The sequence below is a fragment of the Pseudomonas sp. LBUM1666 genome, assembly GCF_059695775.1.
In genome coordinates, this window is the sequence record NZ_CP166789.1 from 520,450 (window position 1) to 535,733 (window position 15,284).

The window sequence follows — 15,284 nt, forward strand, 5'->3', positions numbered from 1 at the left end:
TTTTCAGTCGACTGGTACACCGCGATCGCGAGCAGGCTCACTCCCACAGGGGATTGGTGGTGCCAGTTAATGCCCGGCGGTTTTGGAGAAGACTTGGATGACGACGACGCCCAGCACAATCAACGCCATCCCCAGCATCGCCGGCACATCCAGCTTCTGCCCGTAGATAAACAGCGCCGCCACGCTGACCATCACGATCCCCATGCCGGCCCATACCGCGTAAGCCACGCCTACCGGAACGCTGCGCACCACCAGCGTCAGCATCCAGAAGGCGATGCCGTAGCCGACAATCACCAGAATCAGCGGCAGCGGGGTGCTGAAGCCTTTGACCGCTTTCATCGAAACAGTGGCGATCACTTCGGCGCAGATGGCAATGGCCAAGTAGTAGTAAGCGGTCATAGGTGCATCCTCGTGTGAAGTGTTGCTTTCTGAGGTCGGCATTTTAGAGATTCTCCAGATGCGGTAAAGTCATTACCTATCTGTTATGAAGATGGGTTGAGCCATGAATACGCAATGGAATCTGGAGCAGCTGCGCTTGTTTGTCAGCGTAGCGGAGCAGCGTTCGTTTTCTGCGGTAGCGCGGGATCAGCGCAAGGCGCAGTCGGCGGTCAGCAGTTCGATTGCGCTGCTCGAAGAAGACCTCGGCGTCAGCCTGTTCGACCGTAGCAGCGGCCGCCAGCCGAAACTCACCGAGGCCGGTAACGCATTGCTGGACGAGGCGCGGGAAGTGCTGCGCCAATGCGAACGCCTTAACGGTCGGGCGCTGGCCATGATGCGCGGCCAGGAGGCGCGTTTGCGTGTGGCCCAGGATGAGGCGATGCCCTATCAGCCGATCATCGAAAGCTTCGAAGCCCTGGCTCAACAATTTCCCAGCCTTGAAGTGCAGCTGACCAGCGCCGCCCAAGGCGATGTGGCGCGCAAACTGGTGGAGCGTCGGGCCGATCTGGGGTTGCTGTTTTATCACGATCAAATCCCCGAAGCGCTCGAGCGGCGGGTGTTGGGCAGCGTCGAAATGGTCACGGTGTGCGGCGTCGGCCACCCACTGGCGCAACAGGCTCAGGTCGATTGTCAGCAACTGGCGCAGCATCGTCAGTTGCTGATGTCCACACAGTCGAGTGTCTATCCCGGCAGTGAACCCGCCAGCCCGCAAGTCTGGCGGGCCGACAGTTTCTACGTGATGGCTGAATGGCTGGTGCGCGGCCTCGGCTGGGCCTGGCTGCCGCGCCACGTGGTGCAGTACCCGGCGTATCAGAATCTGATGGTCGAACTGGTCAGCGAATGGACCCCGCCAGCGCTGGTGGTGGAGCTGGTCTGGCGCCGCGATGAGCCTCTGGGGCCGGCGGCTCGTTGGCTGGCGGAACGTTTTGCCGTGCACTTGCAGGCGATCGGCGAAAAAACCGATAAACTCCGCCGCCATGAATAGAACTCTCTACACCGCGCTGTTTTACCTGGGGCTGCCACTGGTAGCGATTCGGCTTTGGCTGCGGGCGCGCAAGGCGCCCGCGTACGCCAAGCGCGTTGGCGAACGTTTCTCCCTCGGGTTACCGGCGATGAAAACGGGCGGCATCTGGGTGCACGCAGTGTCGGTGGGCGAAAGCATTGCCGCGGCGCCGATGATTCGCGCCTTGCTGCAACGTTATCCACAGCTGCCCATTACCGTGACCTGCATGACCCCTACCGGTTCGGAGCGCATCCACGCGCTGTTCGCCAATGAGCCGCGCATCCAGCACTGCTATTTGCCTTACGACTTGCCTTGCGCAGCGAAGCGATTCCTTGATCGGGTCCAGCCGAAACTGGCGGTGATCATGGAAACCGAGCTCTGGCCGAACCATATCCATCAGTGCGCCAAGCGTGGGATTCCAGTGGCGCTCGCCAACGCGCGACTCTCCGAGCGTTCGGCCAAGGGTTATGGCCGTTTCAATAAACTGACCCAGCCGATGCTCGCCGAGATGAGCCTGTTCGCGGTGCAGACTGAGGCCGAGGCCCAGCGCTTCCGTGAATTGGGCGCCCGCCCGGAAACGGTCGAAGTGACCGGCTCTATCAAGTTTGATCTGACTATCGACCCGGCACTGCTTCAGCGTGCCGTCGAGTTGCGTGCGCAATGGCAGGCGCAGGAGCGTCCGGTGTGGATTGCTGCCAGTACGCACGAAGGTGAAGACGAGGTAGTGCTGGCGGCGCATCGTCAGTTGCTCGCCAATCATCCCGATGCCTTGCTGATTCTGGTGCCGCGCCATCCGGAGCGTTTTAATTCGGTGTTCGAGCTGTGTCGGCAGCAGGGTTTCGCCACGGTCCGTCGTTCCACTGGTGAACCCATCACCGCCGGTACGTCGGTGCTGCTGGGCGACACCATGGGTGAGTTGCTGTTTCTGTATGCCTTGGCTGACAGCGCTTTTGTTGGCGGCAGTCTGGTGCCAAACGGCGGGCACAACCTGCTGGAGCCGGCGGCTCTGGCCAAACCGGTGTTGAGCGGGCCGCACCTGTTTAACTTCCTCGAAATCGCCGCGCAGTTGCGCAGTGCCGGGGCGTTGCAGGAAGTGGAAGATGCCGAAAGTCTGGCGCTGGCGGTGCAGCGGCTGTTCGAATTGCCGCGTGATGCGCAGCGGATGGCGGAGGCGGGGTTGAAAGTCATGCGCACCAATCAGGGCGCGTTGCAGCGATTGCTGGATGGGTTGGGGCGGTTGATCGACAAGTCCTGAATCTACCGCTGATCAAACTGTGGGAGCGAGCTTGCTCGCGATAGCGGACTGACAGGCAACTGAAGTGTTGAATGAACTACCGTCATCGCGAGCAAGCTCGCTCCCACAGGGATTGCGGTGCCTACCTGTTCACCACAGATTCAAATCTGACGTTCAAGGTCGGGCTTTGAGTTGCTCCGCCGCAGCCTTCGCCAGGTCCGGCGGCAGGAAGTCTTTATCCGGGTTGTAATCGGCCTTGAGGTAACGCGCCAGGTCCTGCAAGTCCCCAGGGTTCAACGTGCCCGCGGCCTGCTTCAAGCGCAGGTTGTCGAGGATGTAGTCGTAGCGAGTGTTGTTGTAGTCGCGCACCGAGGTGTACAGCTGACGCTGGGCATCCAGCACGTCGACGATATTTCGCGTACCCACCTGATAACCGATTTCGGTCGCTTCCACGGCGCTTTGGTTGGAGATGATCGACTGCTTGCGCGCCTGCACCTGCTCGACGTCGGTGTTCACCGCACGATGCAGGTTGCGGGTGCTTTCGACGATTTGCCGACGCAGGGATTCGCGTTGCTGCTCGGACTGGTCCAGCTGTGCATACGATTGGCGCACCTGGGAGTTGATCAGGCCGCCGCTGTAGATCGGGATATTCAGTTGCAGGCCAACCGTCGTTTGCTCGACGTTGCCACCGTAAGGCTGGCCGAAGGCGTTCGGGTTGCTGAAGCCCAAGGCATCGTTGTCACCCTTCTCGTATTTCGCCACGGCGTCGACAGTTGGCGCGTGGCCGGCCTTGCGCTGCTTGAGGGTTTCTTCGGCGGCGCTGACGGCGTAGTTGCTCGCGAGCAGATTGAGGTTCTGTCTGGCTGCCGTATCGACCCAGGCCTTGGCGTCGTTCGGTGCTGGCGGCAGGATCGGCAAGGTATGGGAAATGCCCCAGATCGAGTTGTACTGACGGTTGGTCAGGGTGATCAGGGCTTCGAACGCATCATCTACCTGGCGCTGCGCGACGATTCGGTTGGCGCGTGCAGTGTCGTAGCTGGCTTGCGATTGCAGCACATCAGTTTTGTCCGAGAGACCGACGTCGAAGCGTTCGTTGGACTGATCGAGCTGACGTTTGAACGCGGCTTCTTCGGCCTTGGTTGACGCCAGGTTGTCCTGGGTTCGCAAGACATCGAAGTAGCTGACGGCAGTTTGCAGTATCAGGTTTTGCTGGGTTGCCGAGAGCTGCAACGCAGCCTGTTCGTTAACGTCTTTGGCGGCCTGGAACTGGAACCAGCGATCAGCACGGAACAGCGGTTGAGCCAGGGTCGCTTGATAGGAATGAGCGTTACGGTTGGCAGTCGCCGATGGCTGATCGATCGCGGTGCGCACAGCGGCTAGTTCAGCGCCGCCCGAGAGATTGGGCAACAGCCCGGCGCGGGCCTGGGGCACGACTTCTTTCTGGGCGCCATATTGAGCGATGGCTGCAGCGAGGTCGGCGTTGTTGTCCACCGCTTCCTGATAGACGCTGACCAGATCCGTCTTGGTCGATAAGGGCGCTTCTGCTGCCCAGGCCATTCCGTTGGACGCACAAGACACGGCAAGGGCCAGTGAAAGTTTGCGCAGCATGAGGCGATCCCTAAAAAATTACGCTGATAATTTGAGCGCCAAAGGTACGGCGCAGCCCGCACAGCGTCAAGGCGGGGCATGGGTTGCGAGTGTAGTTGGGCATCCGCATGGCAACAATCCTGTAATTACGCCATTCATCATGGTGTTTGCCGCGGTGTTGGCGTTCTTTGCCGGTTGTGTCTAGACTGGCCGGGTTCTTGTCGGGGTGCCTTGCTATGAGGCTGAGATCGAATAATTTCGGATCCCGTTGAACCTGATCAGGTTAGCGCCTGCGTAGGGAACAAGATTTCTCGTCACCCGGCGAGTCCTCTTGTGCTTCGTCCGGGATGTTGTTCGACAATCGAACACCCCTCGAGCACTGAGCACAGCACTGCTGGTTTTCCCAGCGCCCGTGCGTCCATTCGATTACAGGTTCGCTCCGACAAAAATCCACTGCCTGGATGTGTTTGGAGAGCCCGTGATGACGATAAAACTAAAAAACACTACGAACCTGAGTGATTCGGCCCAAGTCGATCAGCAATCGGTTCAGCCGTTTACCCGCTCGCAAAAAATCTATGTTCAGGGCTCTCGCCCGGACATCCTCGTGCCGATGCGCGAAATCAGCCTTGATGTGACCCCGACCGACTTTGGCGGCGAGATCAACGCGCCTGTCGTCGTGTACGACACCTCGGGCCCGTACACCGACCCCAACGTCATCATCGACGTGCGCAAAGGCCTGGCCGATGTGCGTTCGCCGTGGATCGAGTCCCGTGGCGACACCGAGCGTCTGCCGGGTCTGAGTTCCAACTTCGGCCAGGAACGCCTCGCCGATGCGGAGCTGACCAAGCTGCGTTTCGCTCACGTGAACAACCCGCGCCGGGCCAAGGCTGGTGCCAACGTCAGCCAGATGCACTACGCCCGCAAAGGCATCATCACCGCCGAGATGGAATACGTCGCCATCCGCGAAAACATGAAGCTTGAAGTGGCGCGCGCCGCTGGCCTACTGGACCAGCAACACGCCGGTCACAGCTTCGGCGCCAGCGTGCCGAAAATCATCACCCCCGAATTCGTCCGTGAAGAGATCGCCCGCGGTCGCGCGATCATTCCGGCCAACATCAACCACACCGAACTGGAACCGATGATCATCGGCCGTAACTTCCTGGTGAAGATCAACGGCAACATCGGCAACAGCGCTTTGGGTTCGTCCATCGAAGAAGAAGTGGCGAAACTGACCTGGGGCATTCGCTGGGGTTCGGACACGGTCATGGACCTGTCCACCGGCAAACACATTCACGAAACCCGCGAGTGGATCATCCGTAACTCGCCGGTGCCGATCGGTACTGTGCCGATTTATCAGGCCCTGGAAAAAGTCGACGGCGCTGCCGAAGACCTGACCTGGGAGCTGTTCCGCGACACGCTGATCGAGCAGGCCGAGCAGGGCGTTGACTACTTCACCATCCACGCCGGTGTGTTGCTGCGCTACGTGCCGCTGACTGCCAAGCGCGTCACCGGTATCGTTTCCCGTGGCGGTTCGATCATGGCGAAGTGGTGCCTGGCGCACCACAAAGAGAACTTCCTCTACACCCATTTCGAAGACATCTGCGAAATCATGAAGGCCTACGACGTCAGCTTCTCGCTGGGCGATGGCCTGCGTCCGGGCTCGATTGCCGATGCCAACGACGCCGCGCAATTCGGTGAGCTGGAAACCCTCGGCGAGCTGACCAAGATCGCCTGGAAGCACGACGTGCAGTGCATGATCGAAGGCCCGGGCCACGTGCCGATGCAGTTGATCAAAGAGAACATGGACAAGCAGCTGGAATGCTGCGATGAGGCGCCGTTCTACACCCTCGGCCCGCTGACCACTGACATCGCGCCGGGCTACGACCACATCACCTCCGGCATTGGTGCGGCGATGATCGGCTGGTTCGGTTGCGCCATGCTGTGCTACGTGACGCCGAAGGAACACTTGGGTCTGCCGAACAAGGATGACGTGAAGACCGGGATCATCACCTACAAGATCGCCGCCCATGCCGCCGATCTGGCGAAGGGGCATCCGGGCGCGCAGATCCGCGACAATGCCTTGAGCAAGGCGCGTTTCGAATTCCGTTGGGAAGACCAGTTCAACCTGGGCCTTGATCCGGACACGGCTCGTTCGTATCACGATGAGACCCTGCCGAAGGATTCGGCCAAGGTCGCGCACTTCTGCTCCATGTGCGGGCCGAAATTCTGTTCGATGAAGATCACCCAGGAAGTCCGCGAATACGCGGCCAACCAGCGGATCGAAACCATCGACGCCGAAGTCGCCCAGGGATTGGCGGAACAGGCCGAGCGGTTCAAACAGGAAGGCAGTCAGCTGTACAAGAAGGTTTGATCTGACCTGAAAAGGTGGGGCCTGAAAGGGCTCCATCGCCAGCAGGCTGGCTCCCACACTGGATTTGTGGTGTTCACAAGTCCCCTGTGGGAGCCAGCCTGCTGGCGATAGCGATCAACACAACAACAAATGTCCCTCTGAGATAACACCCTTGAGCATTCAACCCAGCACTTACTCCCCCGACATCGCGGTGCCAATCGACAAACGTGTCTTCGGCGGCCGCGATCTGTTTTCCCTGTGGTTCTCCCTCGGCATCGGCCTGATGGTCCTGCAGACCGGTGCATTGCTCGCACCAGGTCTGGGTCTGTCCGGCTCGTTGCTGGCCATTTTCCTTGGCACCCTGGTTGGCGTTCTATTACTGGCTGCGGTCGGCGTGATCGGCAGCGACACCGGCCTGTCGTCGATGGCCGCGCTCAAGCTCAGCCTCGGCAAACGTGGCGCGAGCCTGCCGGCCGTGCTTAACCTGCTGCAACTGATCGGCTGGGGCTCGTTCGAGATCATCGTCATGCGTGACGCCGCCAGCCTGCTCGGCGCGCGGGCGTTCAGCGAAGGCAGTCTGATGTCCAATCCATTGCTCTGGACCGTGTTCTTTGGTGGTTTGGCGACCTTGCTGGCCGTCAGTGGTCCGCTGACATTCGTGCGGCAGATCCTGCGCAAGTGGGGCATCTGGTTGCTGCTGGCTGCGTGCATCTGGCTGACCTGGAACCTGTTCGCCAAGGCTGATCTGGCCGCGTTGTGGGCGCAGGCCGGTGATGGTTCGATGCCGTTTGCCGTGGGTTTCGACATTGCCATCGCCATGCCGCTTTCGTGGTTGCCGCTGATAGCCGACTACTCGCGGTTCGGCAAACGTGCGAAAAACGTGTTCGGCGGTACGGCCGTAGGCTTCTTTATCGGTAACTTCTGGCTGATGAGCCTCGGCGTGGCCTACACCCTGGCGTTCGCGCCGAGCGGTGAAGTGAATGCCTTGCTGTTGGCATTGGCGGGTGCCGGTTTGGGGATTCCATTGCTGCTGATCCTGCTGGATGAGTCCGAAAAAGCTTTCGCTGACATTCACTCGGCGGCCGTTTCGAGCGGAACTCTGTTGCGCTTGAAAGTCGAGCATCTGGCGCTGGCCATCGGTGTGATCTGCATCCTGATCGCCTGTCTGGCACCATTGGTCCAGTACCAGAACTTCCTGCTGTTGATCGGTTCGGTGTTTGCGCCGCTGTTCGGCGTGGTGCTGGTGGATCACTTCATCCTGCGCAAACGCAGTGCTCAAGTCGCATCAGCCGCGTTGCGCTGGCCGGCGTTGCTCGCCTGGTTGGGCGGGGTAAGCACCTATCATTTGCTGGCTAATCTGTATCCGGACATCGGCGCAACCCTGCCGTCGTTGATCTTGGCAGGGCTGCTCCAGCTGGTGCTGGGCCGGGCCTTCAGTTACGGCCGGGAAACAGCTCGGGCTTGAGAATGCCGTTCAGGCGTGGGTAAGGGATCTTCAGTTCGACGTGACCCAGCGCGTAAGGCGCGATGGTGCTCACTTCGTACTTGAGGATCACCCCGCCGTAGGTCAGCGCCACGTTCTGGGTTTTCTGGAACGACCACTGCTTCACGAATTCCGGTTCCTGATCGAGCTTGGTGCTGATCAACCAACTGTTGTGTGCCACCTGCGCGGCTTTCCAGAACGCCTCTTCCTGCCCCGGCACCAACATGTCCGACAGCGTCAGCACTTTGTGTTGCTGGCGCGAATAGTTGATGAAGCTGCGGCCCGGCGTGCCATGGGCGCCGCCGGTGTCCAGGTAGCTGGAGAATTCAACGATCACCAAGCCGTCATGCTGCTCACGTACCTTGGCTTGCAGGTAGCTGCTGTAGCGCGGGCCGGCACTGCTCAAAAACTGCTCGCGATACGCTGCCAGTGTCGGCGCTACCGGGGCATCGGGCGAGGTGCGGGTCATTTGCAGCAGGCGTTTTTCGATGATGCCGTCCAACTGCGGTTCGGCAGGGAAGCGCAGCGTATCGATGTTCACCAGCGGGCAGTCAGGAGTTGTGCAGCCCGGTTTCAGCTGTTCGGAAGCGTCGCGGGTAGTTTCCAGCGGCGCCCGGTAGTTGGGTTGGAACAAACTCTGGCACGCGCCCAGAGTCAGGGCGATTGCGGCCACGGAGGCGATTTTAAAAAGCGACATGGGCGTCCTTCATAAAACAGGGAAAGGCGAAAAGTTATCCGCTTCGACTCTCAACGAAGCAGTCAGTTCGCCACTAAGCTAATTAGAGTTGGTTTCGCCCTCACCGTCTATCCCGCTGACTGGAAAGGGGCTGCATCAAAGGTCGCGGGCGCGTTAGGATGGCGCGAAGTCGAGGTTGCAAGTAACAAAAAGGAGCCTCGTAACGGATTTGCAGTAAAGAGGATTGTCATGACTGATTTTGCCAACGCCATTCCGACCGCCGTTGATATCGTTCGGCGCGAAAAGTGCTACGAGGGCTTCTACAAGCTCGATCGTGTGCACTTGCGTCACGAATTGTTCGCCGGTGGCATGAGTCGCGAGATCAATCGTGAAGTGTTTGTTCGCCACGATGCGGTGTGCGTGCTGCCTTACGATCCGCAGCGTGACGAAGTGGTGTTGATCGAGCAGTTTCGTGTAGGCGCCATGGGCAAGACCGACAATCCATGGCTGATCGAACTGGTCGCCGGTCTGATCGACAAGGATGAAGTGCCGGAAGAAGTTGCTCACCGCGAAGCGCAGGAGGAAGCTGGGCTTGTGTTCGGGGCGCTCTGGCCGATGACCAAATACTTTCCATCGCCGGGCGGCAGCAATGAATTTGTGCACTTGTACCTGGGGCGTTGCGACAGCACCGGCGTCGGCGGCCTGCATGGGCTGGAGGAAGAAGCAGAAGATATCCGCGTCACGGTCTGGGCGTTCGAAGATGCCCTGCAGGCCGTACGCGACGGACGAATTGCCAACGCGGCCAGCATCATTGCTTTGCAATGGCTAGCTTTGAACCGCGCTGAAGTGAGGGGGTTATGGTCGTAAACAAACTGCGCGATCGCTATCGGGTTGATCTCGTGGGGCTGCAAGCCTCCTGCGAGGCCAACTACGCGCGCCTGATGCGACTGCTGCCGGACATGCGCAACGAGCCGGAGGCGCGGCGCATTGCCGTGACCCACGGCGACCAGATGCTCGGCGTGCTGGCCCTTGAAGTCCTTCAAGTCTGTCCGTATACCACGACCCTGCAAGTGCGCCAGGAACACAGCCTGCCGTGGCTGCCGGTGCCGCAACTGGAAGTTCAGGTCTATCACGACGCGTGTATGGCCGAAGTCGTCAGCGCTGAACATGCACGACGCTTTCGCGGCATCTATCCTTACCCGAATGCCTCAATGCATCAGCCGGACGAAAAGGCCCAGCTGAATATGTTCTTGGGTGAATGGCTGAGCCATTGTCTGGCCTGCGGGCACGAGTACGCCGTCGTTCGATAGATGTGAACTGCGTCAGGTTCACAGGTTTCCCCTTTTGATCGTCCCCCAGCATAATTGCGCCACTCATCCATCCCGTGATTCAGCCTTGGGAGAACGCCTTGCCAAGCGTATCCATTTTGACCACCGCCGATTCGGCGTTGCTGGTGCAACTCTCCGACAGTCATCTGTTTGCCGAGACGGACGGGACGTTGTTGGGCATGAATACCCGGGACAGCCTGCAAAAAGTCATTGAACTGGTGCGGCTGCAGCAGCCGCAGATCGACCTGATCATTGCCAGTGGTGATCTGTCTCAGGACGGGACGCTGGAGTCCTATCAGCAGTTTCGCGACCTGACGCGACAGCTCGATGCACCGGCGCGCTGGATTCCCGGTAATCATGATGAGCCACTGATCATGGCGGAGGCTGCCGTGCAGAGTGCGTTGCTGGAGCCGGTGGTGGATGTCGGTAACTGGCGCGTCACGTTGCTGGATTCGGCCGTACCGGGTTCGGTGCCGGGGTATTTGCAGGATGAGCAGCTACAGTTGCTGGCCCGCTCGTTGAGTGAGGCGCCGGAGCGCCATCATCTGGTGTGCTTCCATCATCATCCGGTGTCGTTCGGGTGTGCGTGGATGGAGCCCATTGGATTGCGTAATCCGGAAGCGTTGTTTGCCGTGCTGGATCGGTTTCCGCAGGTGCGCGCTGTTTTGTGGGGGCATGTGCATCAAGAGATCGACCAGGTTCGCAATGGAGTGCGGCTGATTGCCTCGCCTTCGACGTGTATTCAGTTCGAATCGGGCAGCGATGATTTCAAGGTCAGTGACCAGGCGCCGGGGTATCGCTGGTTGCGGCTTTTACCTGATGGCCAGCTCGAAACCGGCGTGGAACGCGTCACGGGTTTCAACTTTGAGGTCGATTACGGCTCCGACGGCTACTGATTTCTTTGTTATTACCAAAGACCGAGGTGCGGCCATCGCGAGCAAGCTCGCTCCCACATTGGATCTGCGTCGTTCACATATTCCCTGTGGGAGCGAGCTTGCTCGCGAAGGCGTCCGCACAGGCAGCGTCATTTCTGCGGATATCCCCGATTCCCCCGACTCCCTGTAAACTGCGCCTCTTTACCCGACGCACAGGGAGCTCAAATGTCTGGTTCGATCCTTTATATCCACGGTTTCAACAGCGCGCCTTCGTCTAAAAAGGCCACGCAGTTGGTACAAGTAATGGAACGTCTGGGCTTGAGCGATCAGTTGCGCGTCCCGGCCTTGCATCACCATCCGCGTGAGGCCATCGGTCAGCTAAACAAGGCGATTGAGGAGCTTGGGCGGCCACTGCTGGTCGGCAGCTCACTCGGCGGCTACTATGCGACTCACTTGGCCGAGCGCCATGGCCTCAAGGCCCTGTTGATCAACCCTGCCGTCAGTCCGCACCGGATGTTCGACGGGTATCTGGGGACGCAGAAAAACCTGTATACCGATGAGGCCTGGGAGTTGACCCACGACCACGTGACGGCCCTGGCCGAGCTGGAAGTGCCGGCGCCCCGGGACCCGCAGCGGTATCAGGTGTGGTTGCAGACCGGCGACGAAACGCTGGACTACCGCCTCGCCCAGCAGTACTACCGGGCTTGTGCGTTACGTATCCAGGCCGGCGGCGACCATAGCTTCCAGGGTTTTGCCGAGCAATTACCGGCAATGCTGAGTTTTGCCGGTATTGGCGCAGATTTGTATCAGGCGATTGATTTCACTGCACTGTGAGTCGTCGCCTCTTTTTCACAGAACACTCTTTTTACAGGCGGACGACGAGACCCCATGGCCACTCCCAGCGCTAGCTCTTATAACGCAGACGCCATCGAAGTCCTCTCGGGCCTCGACCCGGTGCGTAAACGCCCCGGCATGTACACCGACACCAGTCGGCCGAACCACCTCGCCCAGGAAGTCATCGACAACAGCGTCGACGAAGCCTTGGCCGGGCACGCGACCTCGGTGCAGGTCATCCTGCACGCCGATCACTCCCTGGAAGTCAGCGATGACGGCCGCGGCATGCCGGTGGATATCCACGCCGAAGAAGGCGTGTCGGGCGTCGAGCTGATCCTCACCAAGCTCCATGCGGGCGGCAAGTTTTCCAACAAGAACTACCAGTTCTCCGGCGGTCTGCACGGGGTGGGTATTTCCGTGGTCAACGCCTTGTCGAACGAAGTCCGGGTGCGCGTAAAGCGTGACGGCAACGAATACCAGATGACCTTCGCCGACGGTTACAAGAAAACCGAGCTGGAAATCATTGGGACCGTCGGCAAGCGCAACACGGGTACCAGCGTGTTCTTCGCGCCGGACCCGAAATACTTCGATTCGCCGAAATTCTCCATCAGCCGCCTCAAGCACGTGCTCAAGGCCAAGGCCGTTCTGTGCCCGGGGCTGCTGGTCAGTTTTGAAGACAAGGCCACCGGCGAGAAAGTCGAATGGCATTACGAAGACGGTCTGCGTTCCTATCTGGTCGACGCCGTCAATGGATTCGAACGTCTGCCGGACGAACCGTTCTGCGGCAGCCTGGCCGGTAACAAAGAAGCGGTCGATTGGGCCCTGCTGTGGTTGCCGGAAGGTGGCGACAGCGTTCAGGAAAGCTACGTCAACCTGATCCCGACGGCGCAGGGCGGTACCCACGTCAACGGTCTGCGTCAGGGCTTGCTCGATGCGATGCGCGAATTCTGCGAATTCCGCAGCCTGCTGCCACGCGGCGTGAAGCTGGCGCCGGAAGATGTCTGGGAACGCATCGCCTTCGTGCTGTCGATGAAGATGCAAGAGCCGCAATTCTCCGGCCAGACCAAAGAGCGCCTGTCGTCCCGTGAAGCGGCCGCGTTCGTTTCCGGTGTGGTCAAGGATGCGTTCAGCCTGTGGCTCAATGCTCACCCCGAGACCGGCATGTTGCTGGCGGAACTGGCGATCAACAACGCCGGCCGTCGTCTGAAGGCCAGCAAGAAGGTCGAGCGCAAGCGCATCACGGCGGGGCCGGCACTGCCGGGCAAACTCGCCGACTGCGCCGGGCAGGACCCGATGCGTTCCGAGCTGTTTCTGGTGGAAGGTGATTCCGCCGGTGGATCGGCCAAGCAGGCGCGGGATAAAGAATTTCAAGCGATCCTGCCGTTGCGCGGCAAGATTCTGAACACCTGGGAAGTCGACGGCAGCGAAGTGCTGGCCAGCCAGGAAGTGCACAACATCGCCGTGGCCATCGGTGTCGATCCGGGCTCGGCGGACATCGCTCAGTTGCGTTACGGCAAGATCTGCATCCTCGCCGACGCCGACTCCGACGGTCTGCACATCGCCACCTTGCTGTGCGCGTTGTTCGTCCAGCACTTCCGCCCGTTGGTGGATGCCGGTCACGTCTACGTCGCGATGCCGCCGTTGTACCGTATCGACCTGGGCAAAGAGATTTACTACGCGTTGGACGAAGCCGAGCGCGATGGCATCCTCGATCGTCTGGTGGCCGAGAAGAAACGCGGCAAGCCGCAGGTCACCCGATTCAAAGGTCTGGGTGAAATGAACCCGCCACAGCTGCGTGAAACCACCATGGACCCGAACACTCGGCGTCTGGTGCAGCTGACGCTGGACGATTTTGAAGCGACCTCGGAAATGATGGACATGCTGCTGGCGAAGAAACGCGCCGGTGACCGCAAATCCTGGCTGGAATCCAAAGGCAACCTGGCCGAGGTTCTTGGCTGATGCGGGTTGGCTTTGCCCTGGCGTGTGCGTTACTTCTGACCTCGGTTTCGGTGTTTGCCGAACCGCTGCCGGAACTGCGCCTGTTGTCCGAGCATCCCGTTGACGGTATGCGCGGCGGCAACCTGTCCGGGCTGGCCCAGTGTGGCAAGGATCTGTGGACGGTGTCGGATCGCGACGACGATCAGATTTACCGGCTCGATACCCGCGACAGTGTATGGCAAGCCGAAACCGTGGGCATCGGCGTGCCGCCGGTGCCAGACAGCGGTTTGCCCTGGGGCTTGCGTTCGCGGACCTGGGTGGCGTCGTTTGTCCGTGGCGGGGATCTGGATTTTGAAGGTATCACCTGCGACAGCGCCGGTAATCGCTACATCGTCAGCGAATCCCATGCCGCGATTCTGCAAGTGCCGCCCGTTGGGCCATCGTCCTGGCTGAAGATCTCGCCGATTCTGATTCGCGAAGCCCGGGCCAGCGGCATGTTGCTGCACTTCAATGCGTTGTTCGAGGGCCTGGCGATCAATCCGGCCGGTGATCAATTGTGGCTCGCCGCGGAGCGTCAAAGCCGTGGGTTGTTGCTGATCAAGCGCAAACAAACGGTATGGGATTGCGATGGTGGCTGTGTGTTGCTGAGCGAAGCCGGGAAAGAAATGCAGCCGGCGCAGTTTCCCCGAGCCAAAGCAGTGTCCCGAGACTTTGCCGACCTGTCGCTGTTCAACGGCAAGCTGTTTACCCTTGAGCGCAACGCTTACCAGATCTGCCGCCGTGATTCGGTGACGGCCAAGGTCGAGCGCTGCTGGTCGTTTGCCGATGAAGCCTTGCAGGCGCATCGCCGCTATTCAAACCCTTACGGCCTGGCCGAAGCATTGATTGTTGACGCCGAGGGCGCGTGGATTGGCACCGACAACAACAACGATGCACGCGCCGATGGCGAGGAGCGTCCGATCGTCTGGCGCTTTGCCGCGCCTGAAGGTGGCTGGAGTGCCAAGTCATGAGTCAGCAGCCTCCGGGCAAACGCGCCGGTCGAGTGTTGATGGTGCTGGCCTGGTGCGCGGCGCTGTTTCTGGCGACGCGGTTTTTCGGCCAGTGGGAGGTGCGTCAGCAGAACCCCAATACCGTCGTCAGCTCTGAACAGGGCGAAGGTTTTATCGAAGTGAAACTGGCCAGCAACACACAGGGTCACTTCGTCGCCAGCGGCCAGATCAACGGTCAGCCGGTGGATTTCATGCTCGATACCGGGGCGACCGATGTGTCGATCCCGGCGGAAATGGCCGAACGGCTGAAACTGGAAAAAGGCTTTGGGGTAACCCTGAGCACGGCCAACGGTCGCACCCAGGGTTACCGAACCCGCATCGACCGGCTGCAACTGGGCGACATTGTGCTGCGTGATGTGCGCGCCCTCGTCGTGCCAGGCCTGGATGGCAAGCAAGTGCTGCTCGGTATGAGCGCGCTGAACAAACTTGAATTTACCCAGCGCGGTGGCACCATGCTGCTGCGCCAGACAACGAACCGATGAGGCCCGC

14 protein-coding genes and 1 riboswitch are annotated in these 15,284 nt (G+C 60.1%); of the genes, 11 read left to right on the plus strand and 3 right to left on the minus strand.

Going from position 1 to position 15,284, the window contains the following annotated elements:
- Positions 1-66 precede the first annotated feature (66 nt).
- Entirely contained in the window at positions 67-399 is a 333-nt protein-coding gene (locus ACA056_RS02290; protein ID WP_497270194.1) for a DMT family transporter, read from the minus strand.
- A gap of 103 nt (positions 400-502) precedes the next feature.
- On the opposite strand from ACA056_RS02290, the gene ACA056_RS02295 reads away from it, so the two are divergent.
- Together ACA056_RS02295 and waaA are read left to right on the plus strand one after the other, a co-directional pair.
- Positions 503-1,423, plus strand: a complete 921-nt coding sequence (locus ACA056_RS02295; protein WP_497270196.1) for a LysR family transcriptional regulator — start codon at positions 503-505, stop codon at positions 1,421-1,423.
- The gene (waaA, locus tag ACA056_RS02300; RefSeq protein ID WP_497270198.1) at positions 1,416-2,696 is read left to right on the plus strand and encodes a lipid IV(A) 3-deoxy-D-manno-octulosonic acid transferase; all 1,281 of its coding nucleotides are present in this window, start codon (positions 1,416-1,418) and stop codon (positions 2,694-2,696) included. The genes ACA056_RS02295 and waaA overlap by 8 nt, the downstream gene beginning before the upstream one ends.
- A gap of 153 nt (positions 2,697-2,849) precedes the next feature.
- Here waaA and ACA056_RS02305 read toward each other — a convergent pair whose 3' ends face one another.
- Positions 2,850-4,283, minus strand: coding sequence for a TolC family outer membrane protein (locus tag ACA056_RS02305; RefSeq protein ID WP_497270200.1), 1,434 nt, complete (start codon positions 4,281-4,283; stop codon positions 2,850-2,852).
- 191 nt (positions 4,284-4,474) lie between these two features.
- Positions 4,475-4,580, plus strand: a riboswitch (TPP riboswitch).
- A gap of 163 nt (positions 4,581-4,743) precedes the next feature.
- Between ACA056_RS02305 and thiC the strand changes: the two genes are divergently transcribed.
- Together thiC and cytX are read left to right on the plus strand one after the other, a co-directional pair.
- Positions 4,744-6,633 (plus strand): phosphomethylpyrimidine synthase ThiC, encoded by a 1,890-nt coding sequence (thiC, locus tag ACA056_RS02310; RefSeq protein ID WP_497270202.1) that lies wholly within the window; start codon positions 4,744-4,746, stop codon positions 6,631-6,633.
- Between the two features lie 151 nt (positions 6,634-6,784).
- On the plus strand, positions 6,785-8,077 hold the full coding sequence (gene cytX / locus ACA056_RS02315; RefSeq protein ID WP_497270204.1) for a putative hydroxymethylpyrimidine transporter CytX: 1,293 nt from the start codon (positions 6,785-6,787) through the stop codon (positions 8,075-8,077).
- On the opposite strand, the gene ACA056_RS02320 is transcribed toward cytX, so the two are convergent.
- Complete coding sequence (locus tag ACA056_RS02320) at positions 8,046-8,792, minus strand: RsiV family protein (RefSeq protein ID WP_497270206.1); 747 nt, start codon at positions 8,790-8,792, stop codon at positions 8,046-8,048. The two genes, cytX and ACA056_RS02320, sit on opposite strands and share 32 nt — an antisense overlap.
- Positions 8,793-9,020: 228 nt before the next feature.
- On the opposite strand from ACA056_RS02320, the gene ACA056_RS02325 reads away from it, so the two are divergent.
- The 7 genes from ACA056_RS02325 to ACA056_RS02355 all read left to right on the plus strand — a co-directional run bounded on the left by ACA056_RS02325 (position 9,021) and on the right by ACA056_RS02355 (position 15,277).
- Positions 9,021-9,638 (plus strand): NUDIX domain-containing protein, encoded by a 618-nt coding sequence (locus tag ACA056_RS02325; RefSeq protein ID WP_131058782.1) that lies wholly within the window; start codon positions 9,021-9,023, stop codon positions 9,636-9,638.
- Complete coding sequence (locus ACA056_RS02330) at positions 9,629-10,081, plus strand: DUF1249 domain-containing protein (RefSeq protein WP_008153350.1); 453 nt, start codon at positions 9,629-9,631, stop codon at positions 10,079-10,081. The genes ACA056_RS02325 and ACA056_RS02330 overlap by 10 nt, the downstream gene beginning before the upstream one ends.
- Positions 10,082-10,179: 98 nt before the next feature.
- Entirely contained in the window at positions 10,180-10,995 is an 816-nt protein-coding gene (gene cpdA / locus ACA056_RS02335; protein ID WP_497270209.1) for a 3',5'-cyclic-AMP phosphodiesterase, read from the plus strand.
- Between the two features lie 204 nt (positions 10,996-11,199).
- Positions 11,200-11,808 carry a YqiA/YcfP family alpha/beta fold hydrolase gene (locus tag ACA056_RS02340; protein ID WP_076028872.1) on the plus strand — a complete coding sequence of 203 codons (609 nt, stop codon included), beginning with the start codon at positions 11,200-11,202 and terminating at the stop codon, positions 11,806-11,808.
- A 54-nt stretch (positions 11,809-11,862) separates the two neighbouring features.
- Positions 11,863-13,767, plus strand: coding sequence for a DNA topoisomerase IV subunit B (gene parE, locus ACA056_RS02345; RefSeq protein ID WP_309675704.1), 1,905 nt, complete (start codon positions 11,863-11,865; stop codon positions 13,765-13,767).
- Positions 13,767-14,756, plus strand: coding sequence for an esterase-like activity of phytase family protein (locus ACA056_RS02350; protein WP_497270212.1), 990 nt, complete (start codon positions 13,767-13,769; stop codon positions 14,754-14,756). The genes parE and ACA056_RS02350 overlap by 1 nt, the downstream gene beginning before the upstream one ends.
- Positions 14,753-15,277: a retropepsin-like aspartic protease family protein gene (locus ACA056_RS02355; RefSeq protein ID WP_497270214.1), complete on the plus strand. Its 525-nt coding sequence runs from the start codon at positions 14,753-14,755 to the stop codon at positions 15,275-15,277. Before ACA056_RS02350 ends, ACA056_RS02355 begins: the two co-directional genes overlap by 4 nt.
- Positions 15,278-15,284 lie beyond the last annotated feature (7 nt).

Coding starts and splice junctions, on each gene's coding strand:
- waaA (WP_497270198.1), top strand. CDS start 1,416: ATGAATAGAACTCTCTACACCGCGCTGTTTTACCTGGGGCTGCCACTG.
- ACA056_RS02340 (WP_076028872.1), top strand. CDS start 11,200: ATGTCTGGTTCGATCCTTTATATCCACGGTTTCAACAGCGCGCCTTCG.
- ACA056_RS02325 (WP_131058782.1), top strand. CDS start 9,021: ATGACTGATTTTGCCAACGCCATTCCGACCGCCGTTGATATCGTTCGG.
- thiC (WP_497270202.1), top strand. CDS start 4,744: ATGACGATAAAACTAAAAAACACTACGAACCTGAGTGATTCGGCCCAA.
- ACA056_RS02355 (WP_497270214.1), top strand. CDS start 14,753: ATGAGTCAGCAGCCTCCGGGCAAACGCGCCGGTCGAGTGTTGATGGTG.
- parE (WP_309675704.1), top strand. CDS start 11,863: ATGGCCACTCCCAGCGCTAGCTCTTATAACGCAGACGCCATCGAAGTC.
- ACA056_RS02320 (WP_497270206.1), bottom strand. CDS start 8,792: ATGTCGCTTTTTAAAATCGCCTCCGTGGCCGCAATCGCCCTGACTCTG.
- ACA056_RS02295 (WP_497270196.1), top strand. CDS start 503: ATGAATACGCAATGGAATCTGGAGCAGCTGCGCTTGTTTGTCAGCGTA.
- ACA056_RS02350 (WP_497270212.1), top strand. CDS start 13,767: ATGCGGGTTGGCTTTGCCCTGGCGTGTGCGTTACTTCTGACCTCGGTT.
- ACA056_RS02290 (WP_497270194.1), bottom strand. CDS start 399: ATGACCGCTTACTACTACTTGGCCATTGCCATCTGCGCCGAAGTGATC.
- ACA056_RS02330 (WP_008153350.1), top strand. CDS start 9,629: ATGGTCGTAAACAAACTGCGCGATCGCTATCGGGTTGATCTCGTGGGG.
- ACA056_RS02305 (WP_497270200.1), bottom strand. CDS start 4,283: ATGCTGCGCAAACTTTCACTGGCCCTTGCCGTGTCTTGTGCGTCCAAC.